General features: G+C 65.9%; 14 protein-coding genes. 9 read left to right on the forward strand and 5 right to left on the reverse strand.

Annotated elements, in window-relative coordinates:
• A partial coding sequence (locus ACX9OT_RS21580) for a transposase (RefSeq protein ID WP_459003633.1) occupies positions 1-323 on the reverse strand: 323 nt, incomplete at its 3' end.
• A 573-nt stretch (positions 324-896) separates the two neighbouring features.
• On the opposite strand from ACX9OT_RS21580, the gene ACX9OT_RS21585 reads away from it, so the two are divergent.
• The 3 genes from ACX9OT_RS21585 (at position 897) to ACX9OT_RS21595 (ending at position 3,259) form a co-directional block, all read left to right on the forward strand.
• The gene (locus ACX9OT_RS21585) at positions 897-1,760 is read left to right on the forward strand and encodes a pirin family protein (protein ID WP_032129853.1); all 864 of its coding nucleotides are present in this window, start codon (positions 897-899) and stop codon (positions 1,758-1,760) included.
• A 121-nt stretch (positions 1,761-1,881) separates the two neighbouring features.
• Positions 1,882-2,601, forward strand: a complete 720-nt coding sequence (gene aqpZ, locus ACX9OT_RS21590) for an aquaporin Z (RefSeq protein ID WP_032129854.1) — start codon at positions 1,882-1,884, stop codon at positions 2,599-2,601.
• Positions 2,602-2,797: 196 nt separating this feature from the next.
• The gene (locus tag ACX9OT_RS21595) at positions 2,798-3,259 is read left to right on the forward strand and encodes a hypothetical protein (protein WP_071229554.1); all 462 of its coding nucleotides are present in this window, start codon (positions 2,798-2,800) and stop codon (positions 3,257-3,259) included.
• Between the two features lie 128 nt (positions 3,260-3,387).
• On the opposite strand, the gene ACX9OT_RS21600 is transcribed toward ACX9OT_RS21595, so the two are convergent.
• On the reverse strand, positions 3,388-4,239 hold the full coding sequence (locus ACX9OT_RS21600; RefSeq protein WP_071229553.1) for a pirin family protein: 852 nt from the start codon (positions 4,237-4,239) through the stop codon (positions 3,388-3,390).
• Positions 4,240-4,454: 215 nt separating this feature from the next.
• Between ACX9OT_RS21600 and ACX9OT_RS21605 the strand changes: the two genes are divergently transcribed.
• Positions 4,455-6,536, forward strand: coding sequence for a carbon starvation CstA family protein (locus ACX9OT_RS21605; RefSeq protein ID WP_049401342.1), 2,082 nt, complete (start codon positions 4,455-4,457; stop codon positions 6,534-6,536).
• The gene (locus ACX9OT_RS21610) at positions 6,536-6,760 is read left to right on the forward strand and encodes a YbdD/YjiX family protein (RefSeq protein ID WP_005410613.1); all 225 of its coding nucleotides are present in this window, start codon (positions 6,536-6,538) and stop codon (positions 6,758-6,760) included. Before ACX9OT_RS21605 ends, ACX9OT_RS21610 begins: the two co-directional genes overlap by 1 nt.
• A gap of 181 nt (positions 6,761-6,941) precedes the next feature.
• Here ACX9OT_RS21610 and ACX9OT_RS21615 read toward each other — a convergent pair whose 3' ends face one another.
• Entirely contained in the window at positions 6,942-8,192 is a 1,251-nt protein-coding gene (locus ACX9OT_RS21615; RefSeq protein ID WP_132810599.1) for a DUF819 family protein, read from the reverse strand.
• 133 nt (positions 8,193-8,325) lie between these two features.
• Between ACX9OT_RS21615 and ACX9OT_RS21620 the strand changes: the two genes are divergently transcribed.
• Complete coding sequence (locus ACX9OT_RS21620) at positions 8,326-8,715, forward strand: VOC family protein (RefSeq protein ID WP_032129859.1); 390 nt, start codon at positions 8,326-8,328, stop codon at positions 8,713-8,715.
• Positions 8,716-8,981: 266 nt separating this feature from the next.
• Here ACX9OT_RS21620 and ACX9OT_RS21625 read toward each other — a convergent pair whose 3' ends face one another.
• Positions 8,982-10,268 carry a sensor histidine kinase gene (locus ACX9OT_RS21625; protein WP_107431481.1) on the reverse strand — a complete coding sequence of 429 codons (1,287 nt, stop codon included), beginning with the start codon at positions 10,266-10,268 and terminating at the stop codon, positions 8,982-8,984.
• A complete protein-coding gene (locus tag ACX9OT_RS21630) occupies positions 10,255-10,968 on the reverse strand; it encodes a response regulator transcription factor (protein WP_459003638.1) in 714 nt (237 codons plus the stop codon). The genes ACX9OT_RS21625 and ACX9OT_RS21630 overlap by 14 nt, the downstream gene beginning before the upstream one ends.
• A gap of 130 nt (positions 10,969-11,098) precedes the next feature.
• Here ACX9OT_RS21630 and ACX9OT_RS21635 point away from each other — a divergent pair, with 130 nt between their 5' ends.
• The 3 genes from ACX9OT_RS21635 (at position 11,099) to ACX9OT_RS21645 (ending at position 15,327) form a co-directional block, all read left to right on the forward strand.
• On the forward strand, positions 11,099-12,802 hold the full coding sequence (locus ACX9OT_RS21635) for an ArnT family glycosyltransferase (RefSeq protein ID WP_049461541.1): 1,704 nt from the start codon (positions 11,099-11,101) through the stop codon (positions 12,800-12,802).
• 111 nt (positions 12,803-12,913) lie between these two features.
• A complete protein-coding gene (locus ACX9OT_RS21640) occupies positions 12,914-13,681 on the forward strand; it encodes a phosphatase PAP2 family protein (protein WP_071229549.1) in 768 nt (255 codons plus the stop codon).
• Complete coding sequence (locus ACX9OT_RS21645) at positions 13,678-15,327, forward strand: phosphoethanolamine transferase (protein WP_459003641.1); 1,650 nt, start codon at positions 13,678-13,680, stop codon at positions 15,325-15,327. Before ACX9OT_RS21640 ends, ACX9OT_RS21645 begins: the two co-directional genes overlap by 4 nt.
• Positions 15,328-15,522 lie beyond the last annotated feature (195 nt).

Raw genomic sequence — 15,522 nt, forward strand, 5'->3', positions numbered from 1 at the left:
AACGCTTGGGCACCGCCTTGAGCATACAGGCGCCGCCATCGCCCCACCGCGCCGGCATCGCCAATTTGAAAGTAGGTGGTGGCCTCGCGCCCGGACAGGCCGTCCTGGCTCATCTTCTCCAGGACAGCCAGCTTGAACGGGAGGTCATAGGACCGGGCCTGGCGATGAAATCCCCGCCAACCATGCAGCCGATAGGTCGCCACCCAGCGCCTGACCGTGGAGAACTCCAGGCCGTGGCGACGGGCAACGGCTTTGACCGATGTGGAGGTCTTGCAGGCCTCTTTGGCGACCTGCAGTTTGAAACGCGCGTCGTATTTGTTCATGTATCCCTCGGGGTTGGATCTAGCGTCCAACTCCCGGGGGTCACTTCACCTTGGGGGCTTGGCCGCGGCATCCATGCCGCGGACACCCCGCAACCCGACACCGCCCCACCCCTGACAGTTTCCCGGTGACGGTCGGTGAACCGCGAATCTGGTTGATGGCTACTGCGAACTGGTGGGTGGCTACCTTGGTTGCCACCAGGAGCGAAGCGACCGGCGTTTGATTTTGACTTTGATTTTCTTTTTTCTTCTCCGTGGCTGGACGCACACGGAAACTGTCAGAGGCCGGGCGGGTGGGTGGCGCAGGGGCGTGAGCCGCATGGATGCGGCGATCGAGCTTACATGGACGTACTTGCAGCGTCCCCTGCGCCACCCACCCGCCCGGCCAAGCGCAGCTTTTGATCTTGCTTCTGCCTTCAGCGACCAACCCACAGCCACGAGGGGCTGCGCCGTTGGCTGGAACCCCAGTCGAGCAAGCTCCACTCTACGGAACAACCTGTTACCCATACGGGGCATGTCCCCGTCACAGCCGCATGCGATGCTGATCACCTGATCCCTGCCAGCGAGAACGCCCGCATGACCACCATCATCGCCCCGCGCGTGCACGACATCGGCGGACTCGAAGTCCGTCGCGCCGTCCCCACCCTGCAGGCGCGCAGCATCGGCTCGTTCGTGTTCGTCGACCAGATGGGCCCGGCGCTCATGCATCCCGGCACGGCCATCGACGTGCGCCCGCATCCGCATATCGGCCTGGCCACCGTCACCTATCTGTGGTCGGGCGCCATCGGCCATCGCGACACACTGGGTTCGGATCAGGTGATCCGACCCGGAGACGTCAACTGGATGACCGCCGGCCGCGGCATCGCCCATTCCGAGCGCACGCCGCAGCCGGACCGCGATCACGACAACCCGATCCATGGCATGCAGACCTGGGTGGCGCTGCCGAAATCGCACGAGGAAATCGAACCGGCGTTCTACCACCATGCCGCGGCTACGTTGCCCGAGCAGCGTCGCAACGGTGCCTGGCTGCGCGTCATCGCCGGCCGCGCCTATGGCGAGGAATCGCCGGTGAAGGTGTTCGCCGACACACTCAACGTGGCGATCGACCTCGACCCGGATGCGGAAATCGATATCGACAATGGCCACCGCGAGCGCGCGCTGTACATCCTCGAAGGCGACGCGCAGCTGGATGGCGTGGACATCCCTGCCCAGCACCTGGTGATCCCCGAGGCTGGTGCGCGTGGCCGCCTGCGCGCGAAGACGCCGGTGAAGGCGATGTTGTTCGGTGGCGAGCCGCTGGATGGCCCGCGTCACCTGTGGTGGAACTTCGTGTCCAGCTCGAAGGAACGCATCGAGCAGGCCAAGCACGATTGGGAGGCCGGCCGCTTCGGCACCATTCCGGGCGACGACAAGGAATTCATCCCGCTGCCGCAGTACTGAACATCGCGTGTTGCACACATCCGAAGGTGTATGCCTGCACCCGGCGTTGACGCTACAGTCACCCGCTGATCATTGAAATGTGACATAAATCACACTTTCGACCGTCAAAGGAGTGCAACACATGAGCATGGGTAAACGCTTGTCCGCCGAATTCCTCGGCACGTTCTGGCTGGTTCTGGGTGGCTGTGGCAGTGCGGTGCTGGCCGCCAAGTTCGGGGGTGACGGCAATCCGCTGGGTATCGGTTTCCTCGGCGTTGCGCTGGCCTTCGGCCTGACCGTGGTGACCGGCGCCTATGCGTTCGGCCATATCTCCGGCGCGCACTTCAATCCGGCGGTCAGTGTCGGCCTGTGGGCCGGCGGTCGTTTCCCGACCAAGGACCTGATCCCGTACATCATCGCCCAGGTCGCCGGCGGCCTGCTGGCCGGCTTCATCCTGCTGCAGATCGCATCGGGCGCCAGCGGCTTCGCCATTGATGGCAGCCAGGCCGGTGCATTCGCCAGCAACGGCTACGGCGCGCTGTCCCCCGGCGGCTACAGCGTGGCCGCGGCCTTCCTGTGCGAAGTGGTGCTGACCGCCGTGTTCCTGATCGTGATCATGGGCGCCACCCACGGCAAGGCACCGGCCGGGTTCGCCCCGCTGGCGATCGGCCTGTCGCTGACCCTGATCCACCTGATCAGCATCCCGGTCACCAACACCTCGGTGAACCCGGCCCGTTCCACGGCGGTGGCCTTCTTCGCCGGCAGCGGCGCGGTCAGCCAGCTGTGGCTGTTCTGGGTCGCCCCACTGCTGGGCGGCGCGATCGGCGGCATCATCTACAAGTGGATCGGCAACGACCGCTGAGGCCTGTGCGGACCATTGCGGCCGACCACCGGCCGCAATGGTTACGCGTGTAACAGCGATTTGTGCGATCGCTCACGTTCCGTTAAGGTTGAGTTGACCGTCCGTGCAGATGCCGGCCGGGGCGGCATCCGGGGATGGGATGCCAAGGCTGCCGGTCCATCCGGCGGAGCCAACGACACACCACCTTGGGGGATGCATGAAGTTCGCGCCTGTAGTGTTGTCGAGCCTGCTGTTCGCGGTGGCCCAGGCCGCCGCTGCACAGGCTCCCACCGAATGTCCTTCATTGCCGGCCAGCAGCGGCCTGCAGTGGCAACAGCAGGCACAGGCCGATTTCCTGGTCTGCCGCGCCAGCACCGGCGATGGCCGCGAGGTACTGAGCCTGATGCTCAGTGCGCGCGATCCCAACCTTCCATTGAACCGCTCGCTGCGCCAGGAAAAGGGCAGCTTCGGCGGTGAATCGCTGTACTGGTACCAGCCCGATCTGGGTGGCCAGCAGCCGCCCGGCTATGCCGAGCGTCGCATCAGTGTGGTCAAGCTCGACAAAGGGCGTTACGCGCAGATTTCGCTGTATCCGGACAGCGCGCAGGAACTGGGCTCGCTGCAGCAGCTGGCGCAGGGCATGAGCCTGACCCCGTCGGCCGTGGCCGCGGGGCGCTGAAGGTGACGGGGATGACTGCCTGGCAGCATCCCCGCAATGCGAGCCGATCCGACGGTAGTGCCGGCCGCTGGCCGGCACCCCGATCCGCCTTTGTCCGAGGCTGCTGCCGGCCAGCGGCCGGCACTCTCTCAGAACTTGCCTTCCTGGAAATCGACGAAGGCCTGCATCAGTTCCTGCCGCGTGTTCATCACGAACGGCCCGTGGCGCATCACCGGTTCGCGCAGCGGACGGCCGGCCACTAGGATCAACCGCGCACCTTCGCTGCCGGCCGAGAGGTGCAACTGCTCGCCACCGCCCAGCACCGCCAGTTCCTGGCGTGCAACGTCGCGCGCGGCGTCCTGCTCACCCACGGTCATCGCACCTTCGAACACGTAGGCGAACGCGTTGTGCCCCTCCGGCAGCGCATAGGTCCAGGCCCGGTCGGGCGCCAGCGTGATGTCGAGGTAGAGCGGATCGGTGGCCGGCTGCACGATCGGGCCATCGGTGCCGTCCACGCTGCCGGCAATCACCTTCACATCCACGCCCGGCTCCGGGTGCACCACGGGAATGCGCTCGGGTGCGAATTCCTGGTACTTCGGCTCGGTCATCTTCTCCTTCGCCGGCAGGTTCACCCACAGCTGGAACCCGCGCATCTGCCCGCTTTCCTGCTCGGGCATTTCCGAATGCACCAGGCCACGACCTGCGGTCATCCACTGCACGCTGCCCGGGGTAAGCAGGCCCTCGTTGCCGTGGTTGTCGCGATGCCGCATGCGCCCGTCGAGCATGTAGGTGACGGTCTCGAAACCACGATGCGGGTGTTCCGGGAAGCCGGCGATGTAGTCTTCGGCACGGTCGGTACCGAACTCATCAAGCAGCAGGAACGGATCCAGGTCGGGCAGCGTCGGGCCGCCGATGACGCGGGTCAGGCGCACGCCGGCACCGTCGGAGGTGGGCATGCCACGGATGGTGCGCAGTACGCGGACCGGTTCGGGAAAGCTCATGGCGACTCCTGTTGGATGGGTGCCACTGAAGATGGACGCCACACGGCCGTAGGCCAATGGATGGCACCGCAACCGATTGTTCCATCCCTGATGTTCGCTGCACGTCAGCGCCCCCTGCGTACGACCAAAGTACTAACGCTGATTCGTCCTGTGCCAATTGACCCTGTCGTGGGCAAGCAGGACTCTTTGTCTGTCTTTCCGGGAGAGAGCACCTCATGAAAGGGTTTTCCAAACTGGGCTGGGCGGTACTCGCTCTGCTCGGCGCGTTCTGTCTGGGCACCGTGGCGCTGCGCCGCGGCGAACACATCAATGCCCTGTGGATCGTCGTCGCGGCGGTGTCGCTGTACCTCGTCGCCTATCGCTTCTACAGCCTGTTCATCGCCAACAAGGTGATGCAGCTGGATCCGACCCGGGCCACCCCGGCGGTGATCAACAACGATGGCCTGGACTACGTGCCGACCAACAAGCACGTGCTGTTCGGCCACCACTTCGCCGCCATTGCCGGCGCCGGCCCGCTGGTCGGCCCGGTGCTGGCCGCGCAGATGGGCTACCTGCCCGGCCTGCTGTGGCTGGTGGTGGGCGTGGTATTGGCCGGTGCGGTGCAGGACTTCATGGTCCTGTTCCTGTCCAGCCGCCGCAATGGTCGCTCGCTGGGCGATCTCGTGCGCGAGGAGATGGGCCAGGTGCCCGGCACCATCGCGCTGTTCGGTGCGTTCCTGATCATGATCATCATCCTGGCGGTGCTGGCGATGGTGGTGGTCAAGGCACTGGCCGAAAGCCCGTGGGGCATGTTCACGGTGATTGCGACGATGCCCATCGCGATCCTGATGGGCGTGTACATGCGCTACATCCGCCCCGGCAAGATCGGCGAGATCTCCGTGGTTGGCCTGATCCTGCTGCTCGCCGCGATCTGGTACGGCGGCAAGGTCGCCGCCGATCCGGTCTGGGGCCCGGCCTTCACCTTCACCGGCACCCAGATCACCTGGATGCTGATCGGCTACGGCTTCGTCGCCTCGGTGCTGCCGGTGTGGCTGCTGCTGGCCCCGCGTGATTACCTGTCGACCTTCCTCAAGATCGGCACCATCATCGCGCTGGCCATCGGCATCTTGGTGGTGATGCCGGAACTGAAGATGCCGGCACTGACCCAGTTCGCCGCCAGCGGCGACGGCCCGGTGTGGAAGGGCGGCATGTTCCCGTTCCTGTTCATCACCATCGCCTGTGGCGCGGTCTCCGGTTTCCATGCACTGATTTCCTCCGGCACCACGCCGAAGCTGCTCGCCAATGAAGCGCACATGCGTTACATCGGCTACGGCGGCATGCTGATGGAATCGTTCGTGGCGGTGATGGCGCTGGTGGCGGCCTCGATCATCGATCCGGGCATCTACTTCGCGATGAACAGCCCGGCGGCGGTGATCGGTGCCGATGCGGCCTCGGCCGCGCACTACATCACCAACACCTGGGGCTTCACCATCACCCCCGAGCAGCTGACCGCGACCGCGGCGGCCATTGGTGAACCCACCATCCTGCATCGTGCAGGTGGCGCGCCAACACTTGCGGTAGGCATCGCGCAGATCCTGCACGAAGCGATTCCCAGTGGCAGCGACGCGATGATGGCGTTCTGGTACCACTTCGCGATCCTGTTCGAAGCGCTGTTCATCCTCACCGCGGTGGACGCCGGTACCCGTGCCGGCCGCTTCATGCTGCAGGACCTGCTGGGCAACTTCGTGCCGGCCCTGAAGAAGACCGAATCGTGGACCGCCAACATCATCGGTACCGCCGGCTGCGTGGCGCTGTGGGGCTACCTGCTCTACACCGGCGTGGTCGATCCGTTCGGCGGCATCCAGACGCTGTGGCCGCTGTTCGGCATCTCGAACCAGATGCTGGCCGGCATCGCATTGATGCTGGGCACGGTGGTGCTGTTCAAGATGAAGCGTGACCGCTATGCATGGGTGACTGCGGTGCCGGCGGTGTGGCTGCTGATCTGCACCACCTACGCCGGCTTCATCAAGATCTTCGACAGCAATCCGGCACAGGGCTTCCTGGCACAGGCACACAAGTTCCAGGCCGCGCTCGCCAGCGACACCATCACTGCACCGGCCAAGTCGGTGGCGCAGATGAAGCAGATCGTGGTCAACGCCTACGTCAACACCGGCCTGACCGCGCTGTTCCTGCTGGTGGTGGGCGCGGTGCTGGTGTATTCGATCAAGACCATCCTGGCGGCCCGCCGCAATCCGCAGCGCACTGACCGCGAGACCCCGTACGTGGCGCTGAAGCCGCATGAAATGGTGGATCTGTGATGAGTACCCAACTGGTTCCCGCCGGCCAGTACCAGGCGCACCGCCGCATCTGGCGGCGCCTGGTGCAGACCGCACGACTGTGCTGTGGCATTCCTGATTACGACAACTACGTCCGGCACATGCTGGAAAAGCATCCGGACCAGGAGCCGATGGACTACAAGACGTTCTTCCGCGAGCGCCAGGAAGCGCGTTATGGCGGACGCAACGGTGGCCGCTGCTGTTGAGGGTTGGGTGTGGGTGCCGGGCTCGCCGCCCGGCACCCGCACCTTTGACAGATTTCCGGTGACGGCGGAAAGCATCAGGGGCCAGATCCGTTTCCTCCGGGAAACGGCTCTGACCCCTTCTTCGAAATGCATCCACGCATGGCGTGGATCTACGCAGGCATGACGCCGGGGCGGCCCGGACTCAGCCGGTGGCCATCCACTTCAGGATCAGGCCGGTGACGTAGGCCAGGCCCGTGCCGGTGGCATAACCCACCGTACCCAGCAGCACGCCCACCGGCGCCAGCGTCGGATGGAACGCCGCCGCCACCACAGGGGCCGAAGCGGCTGCGCCGATGTTGCCCTGCGAACCAATGGCGAAGAAGAACAGCGGCGCGCGCAGCAGCTTGGCCACCACCCACAGCACCAGCACGTGCGTGGCCATCCAGATCGCGCCGAGCAGGAACAGCCACGGCCGATCCAGCAGCGACAGCAGGTTCATCTGCATGCCGATGCAGGCGATCAGGAAGTACAGGAACACCGTGCCCAGCCGCGACGCACCGGCCGCTTCCAGCCGGCGCGCACGGGTGAAGCTCAGGCCCAGGCCCATCGCCGTGGACAGCAGGATCACCCAGACGAACTGGCTGTCCAGGCTGAACTGGCTGGCCCAGCTGACGTTGGCCTTGAACCAGCCCGACAGCGGCGCGGCGATGGCGTGGGCCAGGCCGACGCCACCCAAGGCCACGCCAACGATCACCATCAGGTCGGTCATGCTGGGAATGCGTGCGTTCTGTGCCTCGTAGGCACTGATGCGCGCCTTCATCTCGTCGATGGCACGGGTGTCGGCACCATTGCGGGTGTCGATCTGCTGTGCGCGGTTGGCCAGGAACAGCAGGATCGCCATCCACAGACTGGCACAGGCCACGTCAACCACCGCGAACTGGCCGAAGGTGGTGGCATCGGTGCCGAACACTTCGCGCATGGCGACCATGTTGGCGCCGCCACCGATCCAGCTGCCGGCCAGCGCCGCCATGCCGGCCCAGGTATCACCCGCCACGGTTTCCGGATGGATCAGCTTCATCAGCTGGAACGAAACGATGGCGCCGAGCATGATGCCGGCGGTACCGGCACAGAACACGATCAGCAGTTTCGGGCCGAGCTTGATGACGCCTTTCAGGTCGATCGACAGGGTCAGCAGGACCAGCGCGGCCGGCAGCAGCACGTCACGCGCGACCGGGTTGTACAGCGAGGTGTTGTGGCCATCGATGACACCGGCGGTGTTGTAGACGGCGGGGATGAAATAGCACAGCAGCAGGGCCGGCACCCAGGCGAAGATCTTCTTCAGCAGCGGGGTTGGACCACTGGCGGCCCAGAAGATCAGGGCCAGGGTGGCGGCAATCAGGCCCAGTCCAACGATGTCGTTGCTGATCAGGGCAGTAGCGGGTTCGGTCGGCATGGGATCCTCTGTCGATCGAAAGAGCGGAGAAAAAAAAGCGCCGCATAAGGCGGCGCAGATCGAGATTAACATTGTCTTCACGCCCGGTCATGCTGCAGTGCCGACACCCCCCATCCCGTCAGAGAGCCCACCCATGCAGCTTGGTGCCTTTTCGGTCAGCCTCTCGGTGAAGGATCTCGCGGCCTCCCGTGCCTTCTACGAAGCCCTGGGCTTCTCGGTCACCGGCGGCGATCCGGCACAGAACTGGCTGGTGATGCGCAGCAACGGCACGGTGATCGGGCTGTTCCAGGGCATGTTCGAGGGCAACCTGCTGACCTTCAACCCCGGCTGGGACCAGCACAAGCAGGAACTGCCCCACTTCCAGGATGTGCGTGAGCTGCAGGCAGAGCTGGATGCCAGGGGCATCGAACTGGCGGTCCGCACCGATCCTGATGGCCAGGGTACGGGCTATCTGCAGTTGGCCGATCCCGACGGCAACGTGATCCTGATCGACCAGCACGTGGCGCGACCGAACGGGCGTTGAAGCGGACAGCCATTGCCTGGGTGGGCGTCGACCTTGGTCGACGAACGGCATGCCAACCAAGGTTGGCATCTACCAGAGCACGCCCAGCCACCGCCGGGGCATGCCAACCAAGGTTGGCATCTACCAGGACACGGGCAGCCACCGCCGGGGCATGCCAACCAGGGCTGGCACCTACCAGAACACGGACAGCCACCGCCTGGGTAGGCGTCGACCTTGGTCGACGAACGGCATGCCAACCAAGGTTGGCATTTACACGAACGGCCGGATCAGCACGGTCGCGAGGCACTGAAATCGAGCGTGACACGCGTGCCACGCGGCTCGCAGGGCTGCAGCTGCAGGGTCCATCCGAGGTGCTCGCACAGCCGCGCGATCAGATCCAGTCCGATGCCGCCGCCACGATCGGCGCGTTCGCCACGGGCCATCCGCGCATGGATCGCCGCGATCTCTTCCGGGCTCATTCCATGTCCCGGGTCCTGCAGGGTCAGCACCGCCGATGAACTCAGGCGCAATTCGATGTGGCCACGGCCACTGTTCTCGATGGCGTTGCGCAGCAGGTTGCCGATCGCTGCCTGCACCACCGCCAGCGGCGCGACGATGTCCACCGGTGCGGCCTGGATGCCGATGCTCAGGTCCTTGTCGCCCAGCAGGTGGCGATGGTCGTCGACGATCTCCGGCAGCAGCTGGTCCAGCGCGATGCGCTCGGCACGCGCCGCCAGTCGCGCCGGATCACGCGCCAGCACCAGCAGCAGTTCGATCAGCTGCTCCACGCTCTGTGCGGTGCGCAGTACCCGTTGCATCTGCTGGCGCGCACGCTCGGGCAGGCCCGGTTGCTCCAGCGCCAGTTCGGCGGCACCGGTCATCACCGCGATCGGCGTGCGCAATTCGTGGCTGGCGGTGCTGATGAAGACCCGCTCGCGTTCGACGAACTGCTCGTTGCGGTCCAGGTAATCGTTCAACGCATTGGCAATGGTGTGCAGCTCTGAGCTGCCGCGCGGGTCGACCTCGATGCGCTGCCCCTGCACGCCCGGCCTGAGCGCGGCGATGTGTTGTGCCAGCAGGCTCAGCGGACGCACCATCCGCTCCATGCCGAACGAAGCCATCAGCACGGTAACGAAGATCATGATCACCCCGGCCAGCATCACCCAGCGCGTGGCGAACTGTTCCAGGTCATGGAAGTCGGAGATGTCCAGTACCAGCGCGACCCGTCCCATCGACTGGGTTTCACGCACCATCACCGCCGTCTCGCGGCCCTTGACCATTACGCCGTCGTGCAGCCCTGGATGCAGGGTACGCAGGCTATCGGGAAGGTTGACCGCGTCGAAGCGGTACAGGCTCAGCGTGTCCGAATCCTGCCAGCGATAGTGCGGTTCGTGCTCGACATGCTCGACGATGCTGTCGAGCTCGGAGTTGAGCAGCGCGCGCCAGGCGGCATGCTCGGCGTGCTCGTGCACGTAGTTGCCGACGCTGAACACCGCGATCGACAGCAGCGCCAGATAGCCCAGCAACCACCACACCACGCGCCGGTACAACGGCCCCGGCTTACGCGCCCTCATCAGCATTCCTGCCGACGTCGGCACCCTCCACTACCGCCAACCGGTAACCCACGCGCGGCAGGGTGTGGATCAGCTTCTCGGCAAACGGACCGTCAACGCTGCGACGCAACTCGTAGACATGCGAACGCAGCAGGTCGCCATCCGGCGGCTCGTCACCCCACAGGGCGAACTCCAGCTGCTGTCGCGTCACCGCACCCGGGCTGGCCCGCATCAGCACTTCCAGCAGTTTGCGGCAGGCCGGGTACAGGTGCAGCACCTGGCCCTCACGCTGCGCCTCCAGCGTCGCCAGGTCCAGCACCAGGTCGCCCACCTGCAGGCGCTTGCGCGGGTTGCGGCCCTGCGCACGCAGCAGCAGCGCTTCCAGCCGCACCTCCAGCTCGGGCAGGGCGAACGGCTTGGTCAGGTAGTCGTCGGCACCGGCGCGGAAACCGGCGATCTTGTCCGGCAGTTCATCGCGCGCGGTCAGCATGATCACCGGCACCTCCGACGCGTGTTCGGCACGCAGCCGGCGCAGCACTTCCGGTCCCTCCATGCGCGGCAGCATCCAGTCCAGGATCACCGCATCGTAGGGGTGGCTGCCGGCCAGGTGCAGGCCGGTGATGCCATCCGGGGCCACGTCCAGCACATGCCCGCGCGACTCGAAATAGTCGAACAGGTTGGCCACCAGCTGGCGGTTGTCCTCGATCACCAACAGACGCATGCACGAAACATCCACGGAAGTTCGTACCATGGTAGCGCCGCCCATGTCGGAATGCGGTCGTCCCGCCCCCTTCTGACGCTTTTCCCACCCCCGCCACCTCAGAATGGCCGTTTTGCTCCCGGAGCCTGCCGTGCCCGTAGCCCTGCCCCGCCGTTGGCGACTGCCCCTGTTGTGGCTGCTGATCATTGCTGCATTGGCAGCGGGCATCGGCCTTCGGCAGCCGCAGCCACCGGACGAGCCGCGCTTCGTGCTGGCCGCACGGACCATGGTCGAGAGCGGGCAATGGCTGCTGCCGCATCGTGGCAGCGAGCTGTATGCCGAGAAACCACCGGTGTTCATGTGGCTGCAGGCGGCCGCCTACGAGGTGGTCGGCAGCTGGCAATGGTCGTTCCTGCTGCCGTCATTGCTGGGCGCCCTGCTGAGTCTGTGGCTGGTGTCGGATCTGGCACGGCGGCTGTGGTCGCCGCGGCATTCCATCTATGCCCTCGCGGCGCTGTTCTGCACCCTGCAGTTCGGGCTGATGGCCAAGCGTGCGCAGATCGACATGGTGCTGGTGGGGATGACCACCGTCGCCCTGTGGGGCTTGATGCGGCACCTGTGCGAACGTCGCAACCTGCCCGCGCTGTGGCTGGCCGGTTTCGCCGCCGGTGTCGGCACGGTGACCAAGGGCGTGGGTTTCCTGCCGCTGCTGCTGGTGCTGCCCTGGTTCGGCTGGTGGCTGTACCAGCGCCGTCGCGGGCACCGTGTGGAGGGTCCGCACCCGGCAACGCTGCTGTGGTTGATCCCGGCGTTCCTGCTGGGCGTGGGCGTGTGGCTGGCGCCGCTGGGCTGGGCCCTGCTGCATACGCCCAGCGCCGAACTGCAGGCCTACGCGCACGAGCTGTTGTTCAAGCAGACCGGCACCCGCTACGCCAATGCCTGGCACCACCGGCAGCCGGCCTGGTACTACCTGCAGGTGATCCTGACCCTGTGGCTGCCGGGCAGCCTGCTGCTGCCGATGCTGTTCAAGCCGTGGTGGCGCCGCATCCGTCGTGGCGATCGCCGCCAGTGGCTGCTGCTGGGCTGGGCCGTACTGGTACTGGTGTTCTTCAGTGCCAGCCCGGGCAAGCGCGAGGTGTACCTGCTTCCGATGCTGCCGGCGATGGCACTGGCCGTGGCGCCGCTGCTGCCCGGCCTGCTGCGCCGCGTGTGCGTGCGCCGCTACCTGTTCGGCTACAGCGTGGTGCTGATGCTGGCCACCGGCGTACTCGGCGTAATGCTGATGACCGAGCACCCATGGGCGTTGGCGCAACTGCAACGCCGCGCCATGCCCGAGACGTTGCTACCGGTGCTGGGCGATGGCCTGCTGACCTTCGCCATTGCCCTGGCCACGCTGATCGTGTGGCTGCGGGTACGCCGTGCCGCGACGCTGGTACTGCTGACCCACGGCATGCTGTGGATGCTCTACGGCCTGGTGCTGATGCCTGCCCTGGACCCCTTCGCTTCGGCGTCGGCACTCATGCGCCGGGTGGGCGCGCGGATCGGACCCGACGCCGAACTGGCGCTGGTGGCCTGGCGCGAGCAGAACCTGTTGCAGGCCGACCGGCCGGTGCGCGAGTTCGGCTTCAAGCGGCCCTGGGCCGAGCAGTGGCACGACGCCGGCCCGTGGCTGGCCGAGGCACCGGGCAAGCGCTGGCTGCTGGTGCTGGACGATGCGATGAGCCCGTGCGTGGACCCGAGCAAGGTGATCGATATCGGTATTGCCAACAGGAATCGCTGGCAACTGCTTCCCGGTACCGCGTGGGACGCGGAATGCCACGCCGAACGGGCCGGCGCGACCGCTGAAGAAGACTGAACGCTGACCCGTGCCGGGCAAGCATTAACCCGGCACGAACGAGCGTCCGACCCTTCTCCGACATCCAGGTGACGAGCATGGCCGCGGATTCCCGACCCGCCCTTTCCCAGCATGCCCGTCCGTCCCCTTGATTCGGTAGCGCCGCTTGCGACATCGCCACTGGCGTCAAAATTCGCCGTAACTCACCTCTGGCTGCCTGTCGCAATCGGTCTGCCCGTGTTTACGCTGCTGATGGGTTTCGGCGGCGACCAATGGGTCGCCGATCACCTGTTCCGCCTTGAGGGTGGCCATTGGGCGCTACAGGACGCCTGGGTCACCCGCACGGTGGTGCACAAGGCCGGCAAGTGGCTGAGCACGGCTGCTGCGCTCGTGGCGATCCTGCTGTGCTTCCACCACTGGCGAAAGGGTCGCGATCGCACCCTGCGGTGGGCGCTGCTTTATGTCGTGATTGCCATGGCCCTGGGCACGGGTGTGATCTCCCTGCTGAAGTCGCTGGTGCCGATGGAATGCCCCTGGGACCTGCTGCGCTACGGTGGCCACCAGCCGTTCATCGGGCTTTTCACGGCACGCCCCGCAGGCATGGCCGCACAGGCCTGCTTCCCGGCCGGCCACGCCAGCGCGGGCTATGCATGGTTGTCCCTGTACTTTTTCGCCTTGCTGTGGCGCCCTTCATGGCGCTGGGCCGGGTTGTGGATCGGCCTTGGCACCGGCCTGGTATTCGGCGTCAGCCAGCAGCTGCGGGGCGCGCATTTCCTTTCGCATGACGTTGCTACTGCGTTGATCTGCTGGCTGCTTTCGCTGGGCCTGTATCTGATCGTCAAACGCGTCCTGGCCCGCCGTCAGCTGGACCGTCCCCACCGCCAGGAGGCAAACGCATGAGTGCATCGGTCCAACGCCCCGCCCGCCTTCCCGCGTTGGCGAACCTTCGCCGCTGGCGGCCGCAGCTGTCCACCGAAGCACTGATCGCACTGACCAGCCTGTTCTTCGCGGTGGCAGGCAATGGCCTGTTCTGGCACAGCGCGATGGCCAGCCATCCGGGCAGCCTGCGCTACGCGCTGTCGCTGCTGCTGTTGCTGCTCGGTGCGCACGGCGTGCTGCTGGGCATCCTGGTCTGGCGCTGGAACGCCAAGGTGGTGATCAGCCTGTTGCTGCTGGTGACCGCATTCGCTGCGCATTACATGAGCCGTTACCACATCTACCTGGATGCGGACATGCTGCGCAACGTGCTGGCGACCGATCCCAAGGAAAGCCGTGAGCTGATGACCGTGTCGCTGCTGTGGCCGGTGCTGTTGCTGGCAGTGCTGCCGATGGCGGTGCTGTGGCGCGTGCAGCTGCGCCGCCGCAGCTGGGGCCGCAGCCTGCTCTGGCGCGTCGGCTTCCTGGTCGTGGCGGCAGTGACCGCGGTGGGCGGTGCATTGATCTCGTTCCAGGATGTCTCGGCACTGATGCGCAACCAGCGCGAAGTGCGCTACCTCGCGACACCGGCCAACGTGCTGCTGGGCATGCCGCGTGCACTGCGCGGTGACAACCCGGTGCAGCGCGCGCCGAAGCTGCCGATCGGCACCGATGCCAAGGCCACCCCGCGCGCGCCGGCCAGCAAGCCGCGCCTGCTGGTGATCGTCATGGGCGAGACCGTGCGCGCGCAGAACTGGGGGCTCAACGGTGGCCGCAACACCACCCCGGAACTGGCGCAGGCCAGTGTGATCAATTTCCCGGACATGCACTCGTGCGGCACCAGCACCGAGGTTTCACTGCCGTGCCTGTTCTCTCCATGGGGCAGGCACGACTACGACGAGAAGAAGATCCGCGCGCACCAGTCGCTGCTGCACGTATTGAACCGTGCCGGCATCGCACCGCTGTGGCGTGACAACCAGTCCGGCTGCAAGGGCGTGTGCGAAGGCCTGGACTTCCAGTCATTGTCCGATGCGACCACCCCGGGCCTGTGCGCTGACGGCCGCTGCATGGACGAAATCCTGCTGCAGGACCTGGCCACCCAGGTACGTGCAAAGCCGGGCGACCGCGTTGTGGTGCTGCACCAGCTGGGCAACCACGGCCCGGCCTACTTCGAGCGCTACCCGCCCGCGTTCCGCCGCTTCACCCCCACCTGCGATACCCGCGACATCGGCCGCTGCTCGCGCGAAGAGATCACCAACAGTTACGACAACGCCGTGCTGTACACCGATCACTTCCTGACCAAGACCATCGGCACGCTGCAGGGCATGCAGGACTACGACACGGCGATGATCTACCTGTCCGACCACGGCGAGTCGCTGGGCGAGAAGGGCCTGTTCCTGCATGGCGTGCCCTACGCCATCGCGCCGGCCGAGCAGACCCGGGTACCGATGACGATGTGGTTCTCGCAGGGCTTCGCCAGCAGCCGCGGGCTGGACCTGCAGTGCGTGCGCAAGCGTTCGGCGGCCTACACCGACCATGACAACCTGTTCCCGTCGGTGCTGGGCCTGATGCAGGTGAAGACCTCGCTGTACGAGCGCAACCGCGACGTGTTCGCCAGCTGCGAAGGTTGAGGGTTGTTCGGCAGGGCTTGCAGCCCTGCACCTGCAGAGGCAACTGCAACCGCAACGGCCGAAGCAACAGCAACAGCATGCATTCCGTGGGATGGCGGGGTGGGTCCGGTGGCGGGAGACGCCGTAAACCCATCCATGAAGTGACCCCCGGGAGTTGGACGTCAGATCCAACCCCGAGGGTTACATGAACAGATA

The organism is Stenotrophomonas genospecies 3 (assembly GCF_054473855.1).